The 21924-nt window shown below is 58.6% G+C and carries 18 protein-coding genes; 6 read left to right on the forward strand and 12 right to left on the reverse strand.

The annotated features are described in order from the left end of the window. Positions 1 to 2 precede the first annotated feature (2 nt). The 5 genes from EQV24_RS09975 to EQV24_RS09995 form a co-directional block, all read right to left on the reverse strand. On the reverse strand, positions 3 to 4160 hold the full coding sequence (locus EQV24_RS09975) for an Ig-like domain-containing protein (protein ID WP_130626514.1): 4158 nt from the start codon (positions 4158 to 4160) through the stop codon (positions 3 to 5). Between the two features lie 131 nt (positions 4161 to 4291). Then, on the reverse strand, positions 4292 to 5533 hold the full coding sequence (locus EQV24_RS09980) for an LVIVD repeat-containing protein (protein ID WP_176471385.1): 1242 nt from the start codon (positions 5531 to 5533) through the stop codon (positions 4292 to 4294). A gap of 43 nt (positions 5534 to 5576) precedes the next feature. Next, positions 5577 to 6641, reverse strand: coding sequence for a sugar ABC transporter substrate-binding protein (locus EQV24_RS09985; RefSeq protein WP_029882119.1), 1065 nt, complete (start codon positions 6639 to 6641; stop codon positions 5577 to 5579). 19 nt (positions 6642 to 6660) lie between these two features. Then, on the reverse strand, positions 6661 to 7656 hold the full coding sequence (locus EQV24_RS09990) for an ABC transporter permease (RefSeq protein ID WP_130626515.1): 996 nt from the start codon (positions 7654 to 7656) through the stop codon (positions 6661 to 6663). Next, positions 7653 to 9155 carry a sugar ABC transporter ATP-binding protein gene (locus tag EQV24_RS09995; RefSeq protein ID WP_095452935.1) on the reverse strand — a complete coding sequence of 501 codons (1503 nt, stop codon included), beginning with the start codon at positions 9153 to 9155 and terminating at the stop codon, positions 7653 to 7655. Before EQV24_RS09995 ends, EQV24_RS09990 begins: the two co-directional genes overlap by 4 nt. Before the next feature lie 159 nt (positions 9156 to 9314). Between EQV24_RS09995 and EQV24_RS10000 the strand changes: the two genes are divergently transcribed. The 4 genes from EQV24_RS10000 to EQV24_RS10015 all read left to right on the forward strand — a co-directional run bounded on the left by EQV24_RS10000 (position 9315) and on the right by EQV24_RS10015 (position 12069). Beyond that, positions 9315 to 10403 carry an oxidoreductase gene (locus tag EQV24_RS10000; RefSeq protein WP_029882116.1) on the forward strand — a complete coding sequence of 363 codons (1089 nt, stop codon included), beginning with the start codon at positions 9315 to 9317 and terminating at the stop codon, positions 10401 to 10403. Positions 10404 to 10460: 57 nt separating this feature from the next. Further along, positions 10461 to 11204: a 3-oxoacyl-ACP reductase family protein gene (locus tag EQV24_RS10005; protein ID WP_029882115.1), complete on the forward strand. Its 744-nt coding sequence runs from the start codon at positions 10461 to 10463 to the stop codon at positions 11202 to 11204. Positions 11205 to 11387: 183 nt separating this feature from the next. Then, positions 11388 to 11684, forward strand: coding sequence for a type II toxin-antitoxin system RelE/ParE family toxin (locus EQV24_RS10010; RefSeq protein ID WP_029882114.1), 297 nt, complete (start codon positions 11388 to 11390; stop codon positions 11682 to 11684). Beyond that, positions 11665 to 12069, forward strand: a complete 405-nt coding sequence (locus EQV24_RS10015; protein ID WP_023621328.1) for a helix-turn-helix transcriptional regulator — start codon at positions 11665 to 11667, stop codon at positions 12067 to 12069. The genes EQV24_RS10010 and EQV24_RS10015 overlap by 20 nt, the downstream gene beginning before the upstream one ends. Here the strand turns inward: EQV24_RS10015 and EQV24_RS10020 are convergent. Continuing rightward, complete coding sequence (locus EQV24_RS10020; protein WP_013097627.1) at positions 12066 to 12263, reverse strand: YbdD/YjiX family protein; 198 nt, start codon at positions 12261 to 12263, stop codon at positions 12066 to 12068. The genes EQV24_RS10015 and EQV24_RS10020 overlap by 4 nt on opposite strands. Before the next feature lie 103 nt (positions 12264 to 12366). Continuing rightward, positions 12367 to 14472 carry a pyruvate/proton symporter CstA gene (gene cstA, locus EQV24_RS10025; protein WP_029882113.1) on the reverse strand — a complete coding sequence of 702 codons (2106 nt, stop codon included), beginning with the start codon at positions 14470 to 14472 and terminating at the stop codon, positions 12367 to 12369. Positions 14473 to 14764: 292 nt separating this feature from the next. Between cstA and EQV24_RS10030 the strand changes: the two genes are divergently transcribed. Continuing rightward, a complete protein-coding gene (locus EQV24_RS10030; RefSeq protein ID WP_038420892.1) occupies positions 14765 to 15877 on the forward strand; it encodes a M20 family metallopeptidase in 1113 nt (370 codons plus the stop codon). A 67-nt stretch (positions 15878 to 15944) separates the two neighbouring features. Here the strand turns inward: EQV24_RS10030 and entH are convergent, their stop codons facing one another. From entH to entC, 5 genes are read right to left on the reverse strand one after another with little or no spacing between them, the layout of a single operon-like run. Further along, entirely contained in the window at positions 15945 to 16358 is a 414-nt protein-coding gene (entH, locus tag EQV24_RS10035) for a proofreading thioesterase EntH (protein WP_047351875.1), read from the reverse strand. After that, positions 16358 to 17110 carry a 2,3-dihydro-2,3-dihydroxybenzoate dehydrogenase EntA gene (gene entA / locus EQV24_RS10040; RefSeq protein ID WP_013097631.1) on the reverse strand — a complete coding sequence of 251 codons (753 nt, stop codon included), beginning with the start codon at positions 17108 to 17110 and terminating at the stop codon, positions 16358 to 16360. The genes entH and entA overlap by 1 nt, the downstream gene beginning before the upstream one ends. Then, complete coding sequence (locus EQV24_RS10045; protein WP_013097632.1) at positions 17110 to 17964, reverse strand: isochorismatase; 855 nt, start codon at positions 17962 to 17964, stop codon at positions 17110 to 17112. The genes entA and EQV24_RS10045 overlap by 1 nt, the downstream gene beginning before the upstream one ends. Before the next feature lie 10 nt (positions 17965 to 17974). Continuing rightward, entirely contained in the window at positions 17975 to 19585 is a 1611-nt protein-coding gene (gene entE / locus EQV24_RS10050) for a (2,3-dihydroxybenzoyl)adenylate synthase EntE (RefSeq protein ID WP_130626516.1), read from the reverse strand. Positions 19586 to 19594: 9 nt separating this feature from the next. Further along, positions 19595 to 20770 (reverse strand): isochorismate synthase EntC, encoded by a 1176-nt coding sequence (gene entC, locus EQV24_RS10055; RefSeq protein ID WP_029883761.1) that lies wholly within the window; start codon positions 20768 to 20770, stop codon positions 19595 to 19597. Positions 20771 to 20958: 188 nt separating this feature from the next. On the opposite strand from entC, the gene fepB reads away from it, so the two are divergent. After that, positions 20959 to 21918, forward strand: a complete 960-nt coding sequence (fepB, locus tag EQV24_RS10060) for a Fe2+-enterobactin ABC transporter substrate-binding protein (protein ID WP_013097635.1) — start codon at positions 20959 to 20961, stop codon at positions 21916 to 21918. Positions 21919 to 21924 lie beyond the last annotated feature (6 nt).

Below are 21924 nucleotides of genomic sequence, written 5' to 3' on the forward strand. Positions count from 1 at the left end.
CATCAGTTTTTGGTGAGCGTGGTGGTCACGGTGTAATCGAGAGACCACGATGAATGCCAGTCTTTACCGGCAAACTTGATATCCCCACGGTAAACCCCGCTCGGGAGATCCGGGTTATCGGCCTCAACATACTTAAGGCTGGCGCTATAGCCTGTGGTTTCCCAACTGCTACACAGAACCGCCACATTGAACGGACGGGTGGAGCAATCCGATCTGCGCTGCGCGCGAATCTTCACGTCCCGGGTATTGCCTTGTTCGTCCTTCATCGGCACGACAAGCGTGCTGTAACCTTCGGCGGTCCATACCAGGGACGTCGGCCCCTGCGTACTTCCCGTTGCCACAAACCCAAGCGAAGGGAAGCCAAATATTGCGCCCGTACTGAATGCGCTTGTCGAACCGGTAACGCTCCACATGGCTGAATAGCTGGCAATAAACACAACCGTTTGATCGGTTTTAGTGGTGTTATTACTCTCTGCACTCACCTTTGCCGTACCGGTATCCGGGCCACTCAGCTTCACGGTCGCCACGCCGCTGCCATTGGTCACACTGGTTTGCGCTGAAAGGGTATTAAGCGTGGTGTTCCAGTTGACCGTCGCATTTTTGACGGCATTACCGTTTACGTCTTTCACCACTGCGGTGTAGGTAATGCGGTCGGTGTTGACTACCGCGTGGTCAGAACTGGCCTTGAGGCTCTCAACCCTGGCGGTAGTCGCATCGCCAATAAATGTTACCGGCTCCGCGTTTATCGCCGCCGTTGAACCGACAACTGTTGCGCTAACCGTTGCCGTTCCGGCCGTTGTCGTTGACGCCGTTACAACCGCCTGACCCGCTTCGTTGGTTTTTGTGCTGGCGCTGGCAAGCTTCACGCTGCTGTTATCTACACGCCACGCCACATCCACACCGCTAAGCGGGTTATGGTTGGCGTCTTCGACGGTGGCGGTCCAGCGTATGGTCGCGTTCCCGTCAGCCACCGCCTCTTTTTTATCCGCACTCAGGCTCGTAAATTGCGCTGTCGCCGGATTACCGGTCACGGAGAGAGTAAGCGTCTGACCGCTACCATTCACCGTCGCGGTAACCGTCATGTTGCCCGCTTTGCGCGATGAGAAGCGCGTTTCAGTCTGCCCTTGCGCATTAGTCATTGCTGAAACGGGTGTCAGGGTCACATCAGCCGCATCACTGCTGCTCCAGTTAACGGCAACGCCTGGTACAGGGTTCTGATGGCTATCCACCACGGTTGCGGTTAACAGTACGGTATCGCTGTCAGCCACAATGCCGGTCGTTTTATCCGCCGTGAGGGTAGCCAGCTTTGCCGTGGTGGTGTCACCGGTGAAGGTCAGTTTTGTCACGCGTAACGTGTTACTGCCGAACGTGGCCTGAAGAGAATATTCCCCCGCGGTTTCAGAACGTAAGGTCACGCTCGCCTCACCCGATGCATTCGTCACGCTGCTCGTATCGGACAACGTCGCGCCGGAAGGGCTCACCGCCCAGCCAACCTTCGCTCCGTCAACCGGGTTGTCATTGGCATCCACAACGGTAGTGCGCACGGTGATACCGTCGGTGCCATTGGCTACCGCCGTTACGCTATCGGCGGCCATCTCCGTCATTTTCGCGGTCGTGAGATCGGCCGTGAAGGTTGCGCTGTCAGCACGAACGGGTGCGCTTTCAGCGGTCTGAGCCGTGATTACAACGTTGCCTGATTTCAGCGAGGTAACCACCAGCGAGGCATTGCCCTGCGAATCCGTCCGCGTACTGCTGGCGGCGAGCTTAACGTCTGGGTTATCTGCCGACCAGTTAACCTCTACGCCCGAAATGGCGTTACCCTGTAGATCGCGCACCTGCGCCGTCCAGGTAATACTGTCGCTGCCGTTGGCCACGGCCTGTTGCTTATCGGCCACTACGGCGGCGATACGCTGCGTGCTGGTGTCAGCGACAAACGTTACGGCTTCTGCTTTCACCGCATTCTGCTGATTTACATCGGCATAAACCCAGGCAACGCCCGTTTTTGCTGACGACAGCGACAGCGTTGCGTTTCCGGCAGCGTCGGTAACCGAGGTTTTGCTTCCTGCGGTCGTGCCATCTTCCCGCTTCACCGTCCAGTTAACCGTCACGCCTTCAAGCGGATGATTGCTGTTATCTGCGACCTGCGCGGTATACGTTACGCTGTCGCTGTTATTGGCAACAATGCGGGTTTTATCGACATTGACCGATCTCACCTGTGCGCTGGCGCTGTCCGCAACGAATTTTAGCGTCGGGGTAGAGAGCGGGTTACCGTCCGCCAGTTGCGCACTCACTGTCGTCGCAACCACGTCACGGCTAATGAGTTGAATGCTGGCCTGCCCTTGCTCATTGGTGAGGGTGCGTTCAGCAGACAGCTGAACCGCAGCGTTATCCGCTGTCCATTTCACCTCTTGCCCCGAAACGGGATTGCCGGACCGATCGACAACGCTTGCTACTACGACAATTGGCGTTACGCCGTCTGCCGGTGCGCTTACGGTCGACGGACTGAGTGATGCAAGTTCCACAACCTCGGACACCGCCTCTTCAGTCACAGAGGCGGTAGCAAGCTTAATATTGCCGTCGATGAACGTCTGAATGGTGAGGGTGGCAGGCGCGGTTCCGCTGATAAGCGTTGCGCTGTATACGCCGCTGCTCGTTTCGCGAAACGCGCTTATTTGCGGTGCGACAGGCGCCGCGGTGCCTGTAACGGCATTTTTCAGGGTGATCGATGCGCCAAGACGCTCCGATAGCCCGGTTGCAGCCTCGCCGGATGCGGTTTTTAGCGCCAATGTTAATACCGACTGACTGGTGCCATCCGCCGGTAAGCGGGACGGAGACGCCGTCAGGCTGGGCTGCAGCGTGGTCACGTCCATGCCGTTTACGTTCACCGTCATCCTCGCGGTATCAGAAGCGTTACCGTGCTTATCCCAGGCCGTTGCGGTTAACGTATACGCGTTGGAACCGCCATTTTTCCAGGCTGGAAGCGTAATTACCACCTGGGCCGGATCGGCACCCGGTGTGATTTTGCCGCCGTTACGTATCAAATTGTCACCCTGCCAGTCGATGCGTTCGAGCCCGTATTTCGTTTTAACCTTCGCGGTTACGGTCTGGCGGGCATTTTCATTCCCGGCAATGTTTTCTGGCAGTGCGAGCGAAATCAGCTCCTGCTTACGGTAATCCAGGACAATATTGTTATTACGATCGACCAGCTCCTGACGTGACCCCAGCAGCGTACGGCGTGCCCCCACCTGGTCCGCATCAAGCTGCGTGCGCAGCGGCACGCCCGGCGCCCAGTTGACCGCAAGGTTAAACTGCGTATCCGATGCCTCGCCCTTACCCATTTTTTGGTTTACACCCAGGGTAACCAGCGGAACGGGCGTATAGCTCAGTCCAACGGTTACGGCGTAAGGATCTTTCTGACGATCGTCCTCATCGTCACCGAAAAGCCCGACGTGCTGACCATAGTATTGTTCGTAGACGAGGTTCGCCCCAAGCTGCGGATAGGCGGGAAGATACCCGGTTGCACGCAGGTCAAAGCCGTTCGCCACGCGCTCGTCATAATCGCGATAGCGGGACGAAGACATCCAGTCGCTTAAACGGTAGTAGCCGTTGGCTGAAAGACGCAGATAGTCCCAGCCTAGCTCGGCTCCAACACCAAGGCGCTGATGCTGATTCGCCGAAACCTGGCGATCGTAAAAGGTATTCACGCCCCACATCCATGCGGTATTAAATTCACGGTAGCCAAACCCGACATTAACGATATTTCTGTCGTCGTGACGACGGCCACCCAATTGGGTGAACACCAGCGACGTTTTTTGCTCGTATAAAGGGATAAGCAGATCTAACTCCGCGTCCTGAATGGAAAAATGCTCATCAGTACCGATATTCAGACGCGTGGTACCAAATTGATTTAACCAGGACTCAATTTCCTGCGTGGCGGTATTTGTTGCCTGGGACGTAATTGCGCTGGCGACAGAACGGCCACTACCGCTCTCCAGCAGTGACCCCGCCTGCACGGCGGTTTGTGCCACTACCCGCTCGGTGGTTTGCGGCTCGGCTACCTTATCCTGCGCGGCGACGGGCGTCGCGCCCAGCGAAAATAACGACGGCGGAAGGAGTTGCAGTGCTATTTGCAACCAGGCTGCACATTTTTTCAGGCTCATTAAATTCATCCTTGAATAAAAAAGAGCCATAGTACGTATCAGGACTTAAAGATAAAGTCGGCGCGTTTATTTTAAGAATCTATAAATATAAGCATTCACCTTATAAATATATTACAGCCCCCCTTTCCCCTTCAGCCCAAATATTCAATCACCGACAAACCGCCGTTATAATCCGTGCTGTAAATAATTCCCTGCGCATCCACAAAAACATCACACGACTGGATCACCTGCGGGCGATTCGGGCGTGTATCCATCATCCTTTCAGGTGCAGCAGGTACCAGCGCCCCCATTTCCACCGGGCGGTAGGGATTCGAAATGTCATACGCACGCACCCCTGCATTCTGAAAGGTGGCGAAGATCAGCGTGGAACTGACAAAGCTTCCCGGCCGGTTTTCGTGCAGATTATGCGGGCCGAAATGCGCGCCTTTCGCCACGTAGTCTCTTTCATTTGGCTGCGGGAAGGTGGAGATACTTACCGGGTTCGACGGCTCGCGGATATCAAACAGCCAGATGAACTTCTCGCCGTCCTCCTGGTTGTCGAGCACCGCTTCGTCGAGCACCACCAGCAGATCGCGGTCCGGCAGCGGCAGCGCGGTATGCGTCCCGCCACCAAACGGCGGGCTCCAGTTGCGGTGGCTAATCAGCTTCGGCTGAGTGCGATCTTTCACATCCAGCAGCGTTAAACCACCGTCACGCCAGCTGCCGTATGCCGTATCCCCGGCGATAATGGCATGATGCAGCGCGTAGCGTTTGCCTTCCGGCCAATCTGGCCGTTCACCTGCGGCCTGATTCATGCCCGGCAACCACCAACGCCCTGCCACTTCGGGCTTACGCGGATCGGCCAGGTCGATGGTCAGGAAGATATAGTCGGTAAAGCCGTCGATCAGCGCCGATACGTAGGCCCAGCGACCGCCAACGTACCAGATGCGGTGAATGCCAATGCCATTTAACGACAGAAAACCGATTTCACGCGGCCTGTCCGGCGTGGAGATATCAAACACGCGCAGCCCGGCGCTCCAGCCTTTGTCCTGCACGTCGCTGACGGTCTCCCCCACCTGACGGGTGTAGTAGACCTTTTCATCGGCGAAACGGGCATCGGCAAACAGATCCCGGGCGTTAATCACCAGCAGTAAATCGTCGTGTGCCTGCAAATGCACATTCCAGGTGCCGGGCGGCGCAGGTATATAACCCGCCGCTTTCGGGTTTTTCGGGTCGCGCACGTCAACAATCGAAAAGCCCTGCGACACCATATGGCCAATATACGCATAACCGCGGTGCACCATCAGCTGCACGCCGTCCGGGCGACCGCCCTGGTCGCTATGGCCAATCAGCCGCATATTGCGGCTGTATTCAGGGGTGGGTAATGTTGTCACCTTTAGCTCCTTTCGCCGGGTGGCGGCAGCGCCTTACCGGGCACTATTTTGACTTCGCTTCCAGCGTCGCAAACCACGGCGCAATAAAGTCTTCGGTCTGTCCCCAGCCCGGAATGATTTTCCCCAGCGACGCCACGTTCACCGCACCCGGCTGAGCGGTCAGCAGCGCCTGCGGGATCGCCGCTGCTTTAAAATCATAGGTCGCAGGCGTCGGCTCTCCGGCAATCTTGTTAGCGATCAGACGCACGTTAGTTGCCCCAATCAGCTTTGGATCCACCGCCACGCTCACTGCCCACGGGCTTCCCGGCTCGCGCATCAGCTGTAAATCCTGGTTGGAGATGTCGATGCTGTAGAGCTTGATTTCAGTGCGGCCATTCTCCTTCAGGGCTTTATACGCCCCCTGGCTGAAGGCGTCCCAGGTGCCCCAGATAGCGTCGATTTTACCTTTCGGGTATTTCGCCAGAATTGCCCCGACCTTGTTGGCGGTATCGCCCTGCACGTCCGACGACACCGCGCCAATAGACTCCAGCTCTTTGATATTCGGGTACTGTTTTTGCAGTTCCTTATACGCCGCCTGACGACGCTCCATCGGCGGGAAACCGGCGACCCACAGCTTGACGATATTGGCCTTGCCGTTGAAATCTTTCGCCAGCTGGCCGAAGGAGAGATTCGTCAGGGAGGCATCGTCCTGCTGGGTGACCGTCACACCTGGGATCTCGCCGTTGACGGCGGTATCAAACACCGAAACCTTAATCCCGGCATCCACCGCCTTCTTCACCAGCGCGGTCGCATACGGATCACGCCCCTGAGAGAGAATAATCCCGTCATATTTCTGGCTGATCGCCTGATTCACAAAGTCCTGGAATTTTGCGTCGTCACCGTTGCTTAAAAAGGTGCTGACCTTAAAGCCAAGTTTTTTCCCTTCCTGAATCGCCCCGGCGACAAACTGCGTGGTGTTGTCATCCGAGCCAAGGTTGCGGATCACCGCAATGCGAATGGGGCCGTCGTGGTTGGCAATGGCCGCCGGAACCGGTGCAGGCGTGGCCGCAAAGCCCGGCAGAGAGGTGAGTAACCCAAGAGCCACCAAAGAGAGTGCAATCTTTTTCATTTTTTATCCCGTTGTGTTGTCAGCGTTTTTGTATGTAAGTAATCGCCAGCGCCACGGCAAGCACCAGCCCTTTTATAATGTCCATGGCGTAATACGGTACGGAGAGCATCACCAGCCCGTTCGACAGCACGCCCAGAATGACCGCCCCCACCAGCGTTCCCAGTGCGTTCGGCTTGCCGGAACCGGCCAGCGAAAAGCCGATCCACGCTGCCGCCACCGCGTCCATCAGATACCCGCCGCCCGCATTCACCTGCGACGACCCAATGCGCGAGGCCAGCAAAATCCCGCCCAGACCGGCCAGCAGCGAGGCAAGCACGTAGGCCGCGACCTTGTAGCGCGTGGTGCGAATGCCTGAAAGGCGCGCCGCCTCCGGGTTGCCGCCGATGGCATACATGCGCCGGCCGTGGGTGGTCAGTGACAATCCCAGCTGTGCCAGTAGGGTCACCGCCAGCATGATGATGACGATGGTCGGCACCTGCCCCAGCAGGCCGAACGCCGCCGGAATGGTTCCTTCCGCCATATCACCGCTCGGCAGCACCATGTTCTCGGTAATCGACCCGCCGTAGCTGTAGGTCATCGCCACGCCCTGTATCACGAACAGGCTGGCAAGCGTCGCGAGCATGTCCGGAATACGCAGAATGACGATCAGAAAGGCGTTAAACAGCCCGACCAGGGTACAGAGCGCGAGGGTGATCAGGATCGACTCGGTGGTGCCGAAGCCGTGCCAGACGAAGAGCGAGATCACCAGCGCATTCGCCAGCGACGCCGTTGAGCCGACGGAGAGATCAAACCCGCCCACGGTGAGTGAAATCGATACGCCGATGGCGATCACCGTGACGATGGCAATCGAGCGCAGAATGTTGATGATGTTGTTCGGGTCGAGGAAGCTGTCTGAGGCCAGGCCAAAAACCACCACCAGCGCCACCACGGTGAGCAACATGCCCCACCGGTAGAGAAAATCGAAAATCTGTTGACGGCCAGACGCCGCCGCAGTCACTGAAAGGGCCTTGCTCACGACGCCGTTCCTCCGGTTGAATAATAAAGTAGTGTCTCTTCCCGCGCCTCGGCCCCGGGGATTTCCGCCACGATGCGTCCGTCCCAGAGCACGCAGATGCGGTCGCATAGCCCTACCAGTTCGGCAAACTCGCCCGAAGCGTAAATCACCCCTTTGCCCTCGCGGGCCAGGCCGTCAATCAGTTGAAACAGATCGGTCTTCGCTTTGACGTCAACGCCCTTGGTCGGCTCGTCAAATATCAGCACGCTGGCGTCATTGCGCAGCCATTTGCCAATAGCAACCTTCTGCTGGTTACCGCCAGAAAGCCGATGTAAAACCTGCCCCGGCCCGCGTGTTCGCACGCCGACGCGGGCAATCACCTCTTCCGCCCAGCGCCACGCCTGACGATGACCAAAGAGACTCCAGCGCGAAAAGCTGTTATCTGCCGTCACGGCCAGGTTCATGCTCACCGGCTCGTCGATGAAAATCCCCTCCTTGCGCCGCTCCTCCGGTACCAGCGCCAGCCCCCGCAGCACAGAATCGGCCGGATCGCGCGGTTTCCAGGGCTGATGATTGAGCTCGCCACGCTCCACCCGGCTTTTGCTGGCACCAAACAGCGCCTTGCAGAGTTCGGTTTTGCCTGCGCCCGCCAGCCCGGCAATGCCGAGGATTTCGCCTTTACGCAGATGCAGGGAGATATCTTTCAGCAACGCGTCGTCGTGCAGCCCCTCCACCCGCAGCAGCGTCTCGTCGCTATGCACAGGACGTGCTGGCGGGTAGATATCGCTCAGTTCGTGGCCGAGCATCTTCTCGACGATCGCTTCGCCGCTGAGATCCGCCATCGGGCCGGTCTCAATCAGCTTGCCATCACGCAGCACCGTTAAGGTGTCACAGATGGCTTTCAGCTCATGAATGCGGTGCGAGATAAACACCACGCCAATGCCCTGCTGCTTTAAACGTCGCACCACCGCGAACAGGCGTTCACTGTCGTGGGCATCCAGCGGTGCGGTAGGTTCATCGAGGATCAAAAAACGGCAGTGATGCGACAGCGCCCGCGCCAGCAGGATCTGCTGTTTTTCAGCCAACGAACAGCTGTCGATGGAACGGCGAACGTCCAGCGCAACGTCGAGCTGCGCCAGCGCCTGCTTCGCCTGTTGACGAATAGCACGCCAGCGGTAGCGATGTCCCGGCTGCGCCAGCTGGTCGAGCATGATGTTTTCAGCGATGCTCAGCCCCGGAACCAGCGCCACGTCCACTTCCTGCTGCACAAGGTGGATCCCCAGCCGTTTGGCATCGAGCGGTTCGCGGATCGTCACCGGCTGGTTATTAATGCAGATCTCCCCCTCATAGCGATCGTGCGTTCCGCACAGCACCGCCATCAGCGTCGATTTCCCTGCGCCGTTAGCCCCGGTCAATGCATGCACCGATCCGCCGTTCAGGGTAAAGTCCACGCGCGACAGCGCCTGAAAGCCGGAAAAGGCCAGGCTGATACCGCGCATCTCAAGGCGACTGGAAACCATCCGCGTAGGATCCTCATTAATAGTTTGATTTATTGAATTTTTCACAGCTCCGGTTGACTGACAACGACAGAAAAGGCATAAGATAAAGCCAAATATTATTAGCCATCCGGATGTCCAGACATAACATCGGGTTAGCGCTTGCTAAAAAAGGACAACACCATGAGCAACACCGATATCCGCGTCGTTCCCGGCCCGGCGAACTACTTTTCTCATCCCGGAAGCCTTGCGCATCTGCATGACTTCTTCACCCCGGAGCAGCTTTCCCGCGCGGTGTGGATCTACGGCGAACGCGCGCTTGAAGGCGCACGTCCCTACCTGCCGGAGAGCTTTGCGGCCCCCGGCGCAAAACACCTGTTGTTCAAAGGCCACTGCAGCGAGCGTGACGTCACCCATCTGGTGAATGAATCCGGCAGCGAGGCGGTCGTGGTGATTGGCGTTGGCGGCGGAGCGGTGATGGATACGGTTAAAGCCGTGGCGCGTCGTTTGGGCGTTCCGTTCGTGGGTATCCCGACTATCGCCGCTACCTGTGCGGCATGGACGCCGCTCTCCGTCTGGTACAACGATGCCGGGCAGGCGCTGCAGTTTGAAATTTTCGACGATGCCAATTTCCTGGTGCTGGTGGAGCCGCAAATCATCCTTAACGCCCCGGCGGAATACCTGCTGGCTGGTATCGGCGATACCCTGGCGAAGTGGTATGAAGCGGTTGTACTCGCACCGCAGCCTGAACACCTGCCGCTGACCGTACGTCTGGGGATTAACGGCGCGCTGGCTATCCGCGACGTGCTGCTGGAACGCAGCGAGGACGCGCTGGCTGACCAGCAGCGCGGCGAAGCAACGCAGGCATTCAGGGATGTGGTGGATGCCATTATTGCCGGTGGCGGCATGGTCGGTGGGCTCGGCGAACGTTATACACGCGTGGCGGCGGCACATGCGGTGCATAACGGCTTAACCATCCTGCCGCAGACGGAAAAATACCTGCACGGCACCAAAGTGGCCTACGGCATTCTGGTGCAAAGCGCCCTGCTCGGTCAGGACGACGTGCTGGCGCAGCTTATCACCGCGTATCAGCGCTTTAACCTGCCGACCCGGCTTCGCGAGCTGGAGGTGGATATCAACAACCGTGACGAACTGGACAAGGTCATCAATCACACCCTGCGCCCGGTGGAGTCGATTCACTATTTGCCCGTGGCGCTCACGCCTGACGTTCTGCGCGCGGCATTCGAGAAAGTGGAATCCTTCAGCCGTTAAACGCGCCGAGCGACTATACCTAATGATGATTCTCACCACTCTCGCAACGAGGTCATCATGCAGATCGATTTAACAGGTAAGAAAGCGCTGGTTACCGGTGCCAGCCGGGGATTGGGCCGTGCTATCGCGCTGTCGCTGGCACGCGCCGGTGCCGATGTGGTTATCACGTATGAAAAGTCCGTCGATAAAGCCCAGGCCGTGGTCGATGAGATAAGCGCGCTGGGGCGGCACAGTGAGGCGGTTCAGGCCGACAGCGCCAGTGCAGAGGCTATTCAGGACGCGGTCACCCATGCGGCGCGCACCCTCGGCGGGCTGGACATTCTGGTCAATAACGCCGGTATCGCCCGCGGCGGCCCGCTGGAGTCCATGACGCTGGCGGATATCGATGCCCTGATTAACGTCAACATTCGCGGCGTGGTGATCGCCACTCAGGAAGCGCTGGTACACATGTCTGACGGCGGACGCATTATCAATATCGGTAGCTGTCTGGCAAACCGCGTGGCGATGCCGGGTATCTCCGTCTACTCCATGACCAAATCCGCGCTTAACTCCTTCACGCGCGGTCTGGCGCGGGATCTGGGGCCCCGCGGTATTACCGTGAACCTGGTGCATCCCGGCCCAACCAACAGCGATATGAATCCGGAGGACGGCGAACAGGCAGAAGCCCAGCGTCGGATGATTGCCGTCGGTCATTACGGGCAACCGGAAGATATCGCGGCGGCGGTCACCTTCCTCGCCAGCCCGGCCGCCGGACAGATCTCCGGTACGGGGCTGGATGTGGACGGCGGTTTGAACGCCTGATCGCACATTTTCTGCAAGCCTCTGTCGCCCGGCAGAGGCGTTTTCGCACCGCCTCGACGGTTTGCGTTTTGCCTCTTACCTGCATTTGTTCTCCGCTCTACAGTAGCCCATAAGAAATTCGGAATTTATCTAATAGTCTTATTATTTCCTTATACTTTGTGTGGGCGTACAGTGGAGGTACGGATGAAGATTGTCTGGTCCAATGGGGCAAAGAAGGCATTTTTAAAGATTGACGAGCGATATCAGCGTCGCATTGAGTTGAAGCTTGTTGAGCTGGATGACCGCTCGGCTCCCCGGCCCGATATCAAAAAAATATCGGCGACAGAAGATCACTACCGGCTACGCGTTGGCGATTACCGCATCGTCTATACGCTTCGGGACGAACCCGATAACCATTGTTATGTTTTGGCCGTTAAGCGCAGAACATCAACAACTTACCTGCACGAGGAGAAAGCCACCTATGGCTGTTCAGCTAATTAAGGACGATAACGGAAAAACGCAGTACGTGGTTATTCCCTATGATGAATATTTTCGTATGTGCCTGCAGATGGCGGAAATCGACGACGAAACCGACGACGATCTGGAGGATATTGAAGTCGAACACGATGAGCTGGATGACGTTGAACTTCCAGGTGAGGTTTGCAGCATCATGACCTGGCAGAACGTCAGCCTGCAGGCCGCCTGGCGCATCCTGCGCGGCATGTCCCAGCAGGAGGTGGCAGAGAAACTCGGCATCAGCCAGTCTGCCGTATCACAGCTGGAAGCGCTGGACTCCCGTCCGCAAAAGCGCACCCGTGAAAAGCTGGCGGCGATCTACGGCTGTAAACAGGAACAGATCAGCCTCTATTTACCGAAAGAGGGTTAACAGCACTTCGCCCCGCCCTTGCCGCCGTAACGGGCGTCCTGGCGATCGCGGAAAAATTCGTCGTAGGTCATTGGCGTCTGGTCCGGATGGTTGACGCGCATATGCTCGACGTAGTTGTCGTAGTCCGGCACGCCAATCATCATTTTGGCGGCCTGGCCCAGGTATTTACCTGCTTTGGAAAGGGTGTCGAACATAAGTCATTTCTCGTTTGTTTCCCTCACCCCGGCCCTCTCCCAAAGGGAGAGGGAGGATAAGAAATGTAGGCCGGGTAAGCGCTAGCGCCACCCGGCACACAGGTTAATGCGCCCCTTTCGCCTGGGTCACAATCTCGTCCAGGTTCTCAGGCATCGGTTCATACGGTGTCTCTTTCGCTGTCGGCTTGTCTTCTTTCAGCGCCGCCAGCGCGGTCTTCAGAGAATACAACGCCAGTACCACGACCACCACCATAAAGAAGATGGTCAGCCCGGCATCCAGACGGTTGTTAAACACCAGCTGCGACAGCTGTGATTCCGTATACTGCGCCGGGATTTTACCGCTGTCGATCATCGCCTGGAACTTATTGGCAATCGCCAGGAAGCCCACTTTATTGTCCGGGCTGAAGGCTTTCTGCCAGCCCGCCGTCAGGGTACAAATCAGCAGCCAGGCGGTAGGCAGCAGCGCCACCCAGGCATAACGCTGGCGCTTCATCTTGAACAGCACCACCGCACACAGCATCAGCGCCATCCCTGCCAGCATCTGGTTAGCGATACCGAACAGCGGCCACAGCGTGTTAATACCGCCAAGCGGATCCACCACGCCCTGATGCAGGAAGTACCCCCACGCCAGCACGCACAAGGCCGTTGCCAGCAGGTTCGCCGGGAGCGAATCGGTACGCTTCAGATTCGGGGAGATCACACCCAGCAGATCCTGCAGCATAAAGCGCGCCGCACGCGTCCCCGCATCCACCGCCGTCAGAATAAACAGCGCTTCAAAGAGAATGGCGAAGTGATACCAGAACGAGACATCCATCAGCCCGCCCAGCGCACCGTGAAGTATGTAGGCCATGCCCACCGCCAGCGTAGGTGCGCCACCCGCGCGGGAGATAATCGACTGCTCGCCCACTTCACTGGCGATACTCGTCAACGTATCCGGGGTAATGGCAAAGCCCCAGCCGCTTACCACCTGTGCTGCGGACGCCACCACGTCGGCGGTGCCCGCCGGAGCCAGAACCGCCATCGGGCTGTTCATCGCGAAGTAGACGCCCGGGTCGATAATGCAGGCAGAGACCAGCGCCATGATCGCCACGAAGGACTCCATCAGCATGCCGCCGTAGCCAATCAGGCAGGCCTGATTTTCATTCGCCAGCATCTTCGGCGTGGTCCCGGAGGCAATCAGCGCGTGGAAGCCAGACACCGCACCACAGGCGATGGTGATAAACAGGAACGGGAACAGGTTACCGGTCCAGACCGGGCCCGTACCGTCAACGAATTTGGTTAACGCTGGCATGGTCAGCGTCGGGCGCATGATCAAAATACCAATAGCCAGCCCGACGATGGTGCCAATTTTCAGGAACGTGGAAAGGTAATCACGCGGGGCCAGCAGCAGCCATACCGGCAGCACTGCCGCCACAAACCCGTACCCCACCAGCATCCAGGTTAGCTGTACGCCGGTAAAGTCGAAGAACGGTGCCCAGGTTGGGCTCTCTGCCACCCAGCCGCCGGAGATAATGGCGAACACCAGCAGCACCAGACCAATCACCGACACCTCACCAATGCGTCCCGGACGCAGGTAGCGAATGTAGATCCCCATAAAAATGGCCAGCGGAATGGTGAACGCGACGGTGTAAGTCCCCCACGGACTGTGGGTCAGCGCTTTCACCACAATCATCGCCAGCACCGCAAGGATGATCACCATGATCATAAAGGTCGCCACCAGCGCAATCACCCCGGCCGTCGCGCCCATCTCCTCTTTCACCAGCTCGCCAAGCGAACGGCCGTCGCGACGGGTGGAGACGAACAGCACCATAAAGTCCTGTACGGCCCCCGCCAGCACCACGCCGGCAAGGATCCAGATCATCCCCGGCAGATAGCCCATCTGCGCCGCCAGCACCGGCCCCACCAGCGGGCCTGCCCCGGCAATCGCCGCAAAGTGGTGACCGAACAGCACTTTCTTATCGGTCGGAACGTAGTCCAGCCCGTCGTTATGACGAACGGCGGGCGTCATGCGCGTGCCGTCAACCGCCAGCACCGTTTTGGCGATATAGCGACCATAAAAACGATATGCGATCAGATAAATGCAGACGGAGGCAACGACAATCCAGAGCGCATTGATCTGTTCCCCCCGGTTGAGGGCGATATAGCCCAGGGCAAAAGCTCCCACAACGGAAAGCAGTGCCCATGTAAGGTATTTCCCTGAGTTGTTCATAGTTGTTGTCCGTTGTTGTGGAACAGTGAGATGTTACATTTTGTTTCTAGAACAACGCGTAAAATTTAACAACTTTGAAACGCAATAATGCGTGGTCAAACCAGAGATTTACACCACAGTGTTAAGTCGATCACTTTCAGGCTGAAACAACCCCGTCGCTGTCATCGGTCACACTTCTGCGTTTTTCGTCCTGGCTCAACCTTACGGGATGATTTGTATCATTTTTTTTACGCTCAACCTCGCCAGAATGACCCTGCGCGATCGCGCGCTTACCGCTTACAAGGAAAAGGAAATGAATCTGGATCGCTACATTGAAGAGCTGAAAAGCCTGGTGAACGTGGACTGCGGTACCCAGACCATCGCGGGCGTTGCCGCCGTGGCTGGCATTTTAGAATCACTCTGGCAACGCGAAGGCTGGCATACCGGGCAGGTAAACCTGGGCGAGAAGGTTGGCCCGGGCCTCTTCGTCAGCAACAAGCCGCAGGCAGAGCAGTTCGACGTGCTGCTGGTCGGCCATCTTGATACCGTTTTTGCCCCCGGCACCGTGGCCGAACGCCCGTTGAGCGAGGACGATACACGTCTCTACGGCCCCGGCGTGTCTGATATGAAAAGCGGACTGCTCAATATTCTGTGGGCAATGCGCGAGCTAGATCCTGCAGATAAAGATCGCCTGGCAATCGCGGTCGCGATGAACCCGGACGAAGAAACGGGCTCGGTATACTCCCACGAATGGATCGGTGCGCTGGCACAACGCTCCCGCTGTGTGCTGGTGTGCGAAGCTGCCCGTGCTGATGGCTCTCTGGTGAAAGCCCGTAAAGGTATGGCGGGCTATCACCTCACCTTCAAGGGCGTGGCGGCACATGCGGGTAACGACCCGGAAAAAGGCCGTTCGGCAATCACAGCGCTGGCAAACAGCATCGTTGCCCTGAATGCGCTGAGCGACGGGTCGCGCGGCACCACGCTCAACGTAGGGGTGATTAGCGGCGGCAGCGCGGCAAACGTGGTGGCGGACCACGCCGTGGCCGAGCTCGACGTTCGCTTCTGGGAAAACGACGAGTACGACCGGGTGAATCAGGCGCTGGAAGCCTTATGTGAAAAAGGCTTTTTAGACGGCGTGACGACGACGCTGACGCGGGTCAATCACAAACCGGCGATGGCAGCAAGCGTTGCGACTCAGGCACTGATGCAGCAGGTTGAAGCGGCAGGTAAAGCGGAAGGCATCGCCATTACCTGGCAGGCGGTCGGCGGCGGCAGCGATGCCAACCACACCGCTGCGCTGGGTATCCCCACGCTTGACGGCTTAGGGCCGATTGGCGCGGGCTTCCACAGCCCGGCGGAGTGGCTGGACAAAGCGTCCATTGCGCCGCGAATTCGGTTACTTAAACGCGTCGTCTCAATGCTCTAATTTTGTACTACACCGTCCCCTCTCCCTGTGGGAGAGGGTTAGGGTGAGGGCAACAGGCCGCACAACATTACCCCAGCACCATCGTACTCAACCGGCAGGTACAGCACCGCCGTCCCTGCTCGTCGAACACCACAATCTCCCAGCTCTGGCTGGATCGACCCAGATGCAGCGGCTGACACACGCCGCGCACGGTCCCCTGCGCTACCGCACGATGATGGGTGGCATTCAGCTCCGTTCCCACCACGTTCTGCCCGTCGCGGGTCATCAGAAAACCGGCCATCGAGCCCAGCGTTTCCGCCAGCGCCGCCGACGCGCCACCGTGCAGCAGGCCAAACGGCTGATGGGTGCGCGCATCCACCGGCATTTCCGCTTCCAGCATATCGTCGCCAAGGCGGGTATAAACGATGCCCAGATGCGCCACCAGCGTGTTCTGGCTGGTGGCATTGAGCGCATCTAACGATAAATGGCGTTTCCAGATCATTACGCCCCCAGCGTGGAGCCGCCGTCCACCACGATATCCTGCAGGGTGATATGGCTGGCAGCATCGGAGGCCAGGAACAGGATCGTGCTGGCAATCTCCTGAGGACGGGCAATTTTCCCGAGCGGGATCCCCAGCTTAAACTGCTCGCCAAAACCGCGAATGCGCTGCTGCTCCGCATCGTCGCAGGTCCACAGGGTGCGCTGCATATCGGTATCCGTTGACCCCGGCGACACCAGATTACAGCGCACGCCGCTGCCCGCCAGCTCCAGCCCGACGGTGAGGGCCAGGCTTTTCAGCGCCGCTTTCGAGGCGCCATAGGCACTCATCCCGATGCGCGGCGTGTGGGCCGCGTCGGACGCCACGGTGACAATCGCCCCACTCTGCTGACGACGGAACTGGCCCATCGTCTGTTGAAAGAGGTTAAACGCCCCGCCAACGTTGACCGCAAACGTCTGCTGCCAGTCCTCCTGCGAAAGCTGGTCCGTGGCGCCCATGCGCAGAATGCCGGCGGCGTTGACCAGTATATCCAGACGTTCCTCTACGGCGAGCAAGCGCCCGCAGACATCGCTCACCTGCGCCGCGTCAGATACGTCCAGCGTTTGGGTAGCAAACGGATAATTCTCCTGCGGGAAAGCCAGATCGAATCCGGTCACCTTCGCGCCCGCGTCGGCAAAGGCCAGCGCCGTCGCATAACCAATCCCTTTACCCGCCCCTGTCACCCAGACGGTTTTGCCGGTGAAATCAAAAACCATTACTGCACCTCGCGGGAGAGTAGCGCCCACCAGGCGTCGAGGGTCGGATTTTTTGCCAGCATCACGAAATCGATATCGCCGTGGACTTTACGCCAGCGTGCGGCGAGCGCCATCATGCGCACCGAATCCAGGCCGTAGTCGATCAGGTTTTCATCATCCATCGGTTCGTCGGTTTCATCGAGTAATGGCAGGATGAGCTCACGCAGCGCCGCTTTTGAGGCCGGAACCGACGGCAACAGATCATCGGTCATCACCACGCGGCCGGAACGCCCCGCCACATAGTTGAGCGACATCAGATGCTCTTCGCGGGTGAAATCTGCCAGCGCGTCGGCAATAAAGAAGGGTTTGATGTCGCGCATAAACGCATCGGTGGCGGTGGTCATGCAGCCGATGTGGGCATACACGCCGGTGATCAGCAGCTGATTGCGGCCTGTCTCTTTCAGCATCAGCTCCAGCGGCGAGCGATGAAACGCGCTGTAGCGCCACTTCACCAGCACGGTGTCCGCTTCGTCCGGGGTCAGTTCAGCGACGATGCGCTGCTGCTCCGGGGAGCGGGTCAGGCCCGGGCCCCACATGTCATTCAGCAGGGCGCGGTCTTCGTCGCTCTGCTCTTTCGGCTGGGCGGTGTAGTAAACCGGAATGTTGTGTGCTTTACAGTACGTGCGCAGCCTGGCGATGTTCGCCACCACCTGCTGCATCATCGCGCTGTTTTCGCCCCAGAAGTTCAGGAAATACTCCTGCATATCGTGGATCAGCAGCGCGGCACGTTCAGGCTCAAACGCCCAGTTCACTTTACTTGTCGGCAACTCTGCGGCAGTTGGCAGCGCGTAAGCGGTTAATTTTGGAATAGCCATACTCTGTTCCTCAGGCCCGGGCGCGTTCAGCGATCCACAGGCGCAACTGTTTCTTATCGACTTTGCCGACCGGCGTTAACGGCAGCGCATCCACGCTCTCCACGCGATCCGGCAGTTTGAATTCGGCAACGCCCTGCTCGCGCAGGAAGCGACGCACCTCAACCGCGCGCAGCGGCTGTTTCACCACCAGAAACGCGCAGCTTTTCTCGCCCAACAGGCTGTCCTCCATGCTCACCAGCGCGGCGTGGATCACCGCCTCATGGCGCAGCAGCAGGTTTTCGATCTCTTCAGCGGCGATCTTCTCCCCGCCGCGGTTGATCTGATCTTTCTCGCGCCCCTGCACGGTGATGTACCCCTGCTCGTCGATGGCAATCAGATCGCCGGAGCAGTAAAACCCGTTGGCATCAAAGGCGCTGGCGTTGTGTTCCGGGCTGTTGAAATAGCCGCGGAAGGTGTACGGCCCACGGGTCATCAGACGCCCTGTTTCGCCACGCGGCAGCGGGTTGCCTTGCTCGTCCGCCACCCATACTTCGTCATCCGGGCACATCGGACGGCCCTGGGTGTGGATGATGCGCTCCGGGGTATCGTCGAGAGCGGTGTAATTCACCAGCCCTTCCGCCATGCCGAACACCTGCTGTAGCTGGCAGCCAATTTCCGCCGGAATACGCGCGGCAAGCGTGGCGGAGAGGCGTGCGCCCCCCACCTGCAGCAGCTTCAGCGATTTAAGCTGCGCATTGCCCGCGCCGTCGGCAATCGCCTGCAACCACAGGCTGACCGCCGGGGGTACCAACGAGGTGACGTTAATTTGATGGCGTTCAATCAGCGGGAAGCAGATCGTGGCGCTCGGATCGTGCGCCAGCACCACGCAGCCACCAGCCATGAATACCCCTAACGAACCCGGGGAACTCATGGCGTAGTTATGGGCCGCCGGTAGCGCATTCAGATAGCGGGTATCCGCGGTAATGCCGCAAATTTCGTTGCTGCGACGAATGCTGTAGTCGTAATCGTTATGCGTACGCGGGATCAGCTTTGGCGTGCCGGTACTGCCGCCTGAAAGCTGAAAGAACGCCACTTCGTCGGCGGGCGTGGGGTTGGGGATGAAATGATCCGCCGGGTGGGCGATGGCCGCCTCCAGGGCATGTGCGCCGTTATCGCCACGCAGCAGGACAACACGCACAGAGCGATGTTCATCCACAAAACGGTTCAGGAAATCATCGCCCGCAAACAGGGCATGCTCGCGGTCGGCAATCAGCAGCGCGGGTTTGATCTGTGCGGCGTAGGCGTTCAGCTCGTTACGTTGGTGGCTGAAAAGCGCGTTCACCGGAGCCACACCCACCTGCAGAAGCGCGAAAAAGGTGATGTAAAACTCAGCCACGTTGCCGAGCTGAACCAGCGCGGTCTCGCCACGACGCACGCCCTGCCCCTGCAGGACGGAGGCCAGGTTATTCACCGCCTGGTTGAACGCGCGCCAGGTCAGGTGACGTTCACCGTCAATAATGGCGACGGTATCTTTCTCCGCGTGGTCGGTCAGAATGTGAGTCAGCGGCAGATCCTGCCAGTAGCCTTTTTCACGGTAGCGCCGGGCAAACTCCTCAGGCCAACGGGTAAAGGGGATGGTCATGATGATTCCTCAGTGCAAACCAAAAACGTTGAGCATGGTGGAGAGCTTCACCCCGGTTTCGCGCCACTCGCCCACCGGGGAGGAGGCTGGCACAATGCCCGCACCGGCAAACAGGCGAACGCGATTTTTAAGCAAACGCGCGCAGCGGATGGTCACCACCCACTCGCCGTTGCCTTCGCTGTCACACCAGCCAACGATGCCGCCAAACAGTTCGCGGTCGAACGGCTCCAGCCCGGCAATCAGCTCTTTTGCCGCCTGATGCGGGAAACCGCTCAGCGCAGGCGTCGGGTGCAGCAGACAGGCCAGAGTCAGGGCGTTCTCATTTTCACGGGCCTCCCCTTCCACCGGCGTCGCCAGATGCCAGAGCGTTGGGGTGGTGATCAGCTGCGGGGAAGCTGGCATGCTGAGATGATGGCTGCGCGGTGCCAGAATGGCTTTCATCGCCTGGGTCACCAGATCGTGCTCGTGGCGATCCTTCTCGGAGGCCAGCAGCTTATTACCCGCCTCGCGATCCAGCACGTCATCCGGCTGACGACGCGCAGAGCCCGCCAGCGGCAGAGAGCTAAAGTGTGTCCCCTCTTTACGCAGCAGCAGTTCCGGGCTCGCGCCCAGCAGCACGCCGCCATCTTCCAGCGGCACATGGAAGTTGAAGCTGGCCGGATTCTGGGCGATCAGTCGCTCCATCAGCGCGCCGCTATCAATCTTTTTATCCGTCGCAATATCAATCAGCCTCGACAGCACCACTTTGTTCACCTGTGGCGTGGCGGTGAGCGCTGCCGCACGGGCAACCATCTCTTCAAACACGGGCTGCGGCGGGATCTCAGTGCGGGTTTCCACGCTCAACGCCTGGGAAGCGGAAAAATAGCGCGCGGACTGCTGACGCGCCGGGCGCGAAAAGGTCTGCCAGTGCTGCGGAATAAACAGGGATGAGGGCTTGCGGGTATCGAACGGGATGGCTCCCACCATCACGGGATGGGCAATGCCGCTGGCCTTCGCGTTGCGGAAAGCCTGAGCCAGTTTCTGCTGGAAGGCCCCCGACGGGTTATCACCGCCCTCGGCGGGTTCAGAGAAACGGGAAAAACAGCCTGACGTGGTAAAACTGCGGTAAGGCGACATAAAGAAAAAGCTGTCTGATGGCAGCGTGGTCGCGGTGTGCTGAACTTCCTCAGCCAGGGACGTATCCATATCATCCTCCATAAAATGATAAAAGAAGCAATAATGATTATCATTTATATTTTCGTTGGCTAACCTAATCCCACATCGCGCCGGTGTCAACCGCAGAGCGAACATCTTGTGCGAGTATCGCTTGCATCCCCTCGCCGCAATCATGAAAATGAGAAGCATTAACTTCAAAGAGAACAGGATGCCGCGTTGTGAAATTCCCCGCCGTTTGCCGTAATGCCCTTCTTTTAACGGGATGTTTTGTTTTAGGACTAACCTCAGCCATCGCCGCCGACTGGCCGCGTCAGGTAACCGACAGCCGCGGCGTGCATACCCTGGAGAGCAAACCCACGCGCATTGTCTCCACCAGCGTGACCCTGACCGGCTCATTGCTGGCGATTGACGCTCCGGTAGTGGCCAGCGGGGCGACCACGCCCAATAACCGCGTGGCGGATGCGCAGGGCTTTTTACGTCAGTGGGGTGATATTGCGAAACAGCGCAACGTGGCGCGCCTGTACATTGGCGAGCCGAGTGCGGAAGCGGTGGCGGCGCAGATGCCGGATCTGATTCTGATTAGCGCGACCGGCGGAGATTCGGCCCTGGCGTTGTACGATCAGCTCTCCGCCATCGCGCCGACGCTCATCATCAACTACGACGACAAAAGCTGGCAGGAACTGCTGAAGCAGTTAGGCACGATAACCGGACAGGAAAAACAGGCCGCCGAACGCATTGCAGCATTCGATAAACAACTCGCGCAGGTGAAACAGCAGATGACGCTGCCGCCGCAGCCGGTGAACGCCATTGTTTACACCGCTGCCGCGCACAGCGCTAACCTGTGGACCGCGGAGTCTGCCCAGGGCCAGCTGTTGCACCAGTTAGGCTTTACCCTGGCCGAACTGCCTGCCGGGCTGCACACATCAAAAAGTCAGGGCAAACGTCACGACATCATCCAGTTAGGCGGTGAAAATCTGGCTACCGGGCTGAACGGTGAAGGCCTGTTCCTGTTTGCCGGCGATCAAAAAGACGTCGAGGCGATTTACGCCAACCCGCTGCTGGCTCACCTGCCTGCGGTGAAGAATAAACGCGTGTGGGCACTGGGAACGGAGACGTTCCGCCTGGATTATTACAGCGCGATGCTGGTGTTAGAGAGATTAAATGCATTGTTTAAGTAGGCATTT

The sequence above is a fragment of the Enterobacter sp. A8 genome, from assembly GCF_004296595.1.
In the GTDB taxonomy this organism is placed as follows: domain Bacteria; phylum Pseudomonadota; class Gammaproteobacteria; order Enterobacterales; family Enterobacteriaceae; genus Enterobacter; species Enterobacter cloacae.

What these genes read in the sequence shown, in the direction of transcription:
- EQV24_RS10020 (WP_013097627.1), bottom strand. Translation starts at nt 12,263, where the DNA reads ATGTTCGACACCCTTTCCAAAGCAGGTAAATACCTGGGCCAGGCCGCC.
- EQV24_RS10045 (WP_013097632.1), bottom strand. Translation starts at nt 17,964, where the DNA reads ATGGCTATTCCAAAATTAACCGCTTACGCGCTGCCAACTGCCGCAGAG.
- entC (WP_029883761.1), bottom strand. Translation starts at nt 20,770, where the DNA reads ATGGATACGTCCCTGGCTGAGGAAGTTCAGCACACCGCGACCACGCTG.
- EQV24_RS10000 (WP_029882116.1), top strand. Translation starts at nt 9,315, where the DNA reads ATGAGCAACACCGATATCCGCGTCGTTCCCGGCCCGGCGAACTACTTT.
- EQV24_RS10005 (WP_029882115.1), top strand. Translation starts at nt 10,461, where the DNA reads ATGCAGATCGATTTAACAGGTAAGAAAGCGCTGGTTACCGGTGCCAGC.
- entE (WP_130626516.1), bottom strand. Translation starts at nt 19,585, where the DNA reads ATGACCATCCCCTTTACCCGTTGGCCTGAGGAGTTTGCCCGGCGCTAC.
- entH (WP_047351875.1), bottom strand. Translation starts at nt 16,358, where the DNA reads ATGATCTGGAAACGCCATTTATCGTTAGATGCGCTCAATGCCACCAGC.
- cstA (WP_029882113.1), bottom strand. Translation starts at nt 14,472, where the DNA reads ATGAACAACTCAGGGAAATACCTTACATGGGCACTGCTTTCCGTTGTG.
- EQV24_RS10030 (WP_038420892.1), top strand. Translation starts at nt 14,765, where the DNA reads ATGAATCTGGATCGCTACATTGAAGAGCTGAAAAGCCTGGTGAACGTG.
- entA (WP_013097631.1), bottom strand. Translation starts at nt 17,110, where the DNA reads ATGGTTTTTGATTTCACCGGCAAAACCGTCTGGGTGACAGGGGCGGGT.
- EQV24_RS09985 (WP_029882119.1), bottom strand. Translation starts at nt 6,641, where the DNA reads ATGAAAAAGATTGCACTCTCTTTGGTGGCTCTTGGGTTACTCACCTCT.
- EQV24_RS10015 (WP_023621328.1), top strand. Translation starts at nt 11,665, where the DNA reads ATGGCTGTTCAGCTAATTAAGGACGATAACGGAAAAACGCAGTACGTG.
- EQV24_RS09975 (WP_130626514.1), bottom strand. Translation starts at nt 4,160, where the DNA reads ATGAGCCTGAAAAAATGTGCAGCCTGGTTGCAAATAGCACTGCAACTC.
- EQV24_RS10010 (WP_029882114.1), top strand. Translation starts at nt 11,388, where the DNA reads ATGAAGATTGTCTGGTCCAATGGGGCAAAGAAGGCATTTTTAAAGATT.
- EQV24_RS09995 (WP_095452935.1), bottom strand. Translation starts at nt 9,155, where the DNA reads ATGGTTTCCAGTCGCCTTGAGATGCGCGGTATCAGCCTGGCCTTTTCC.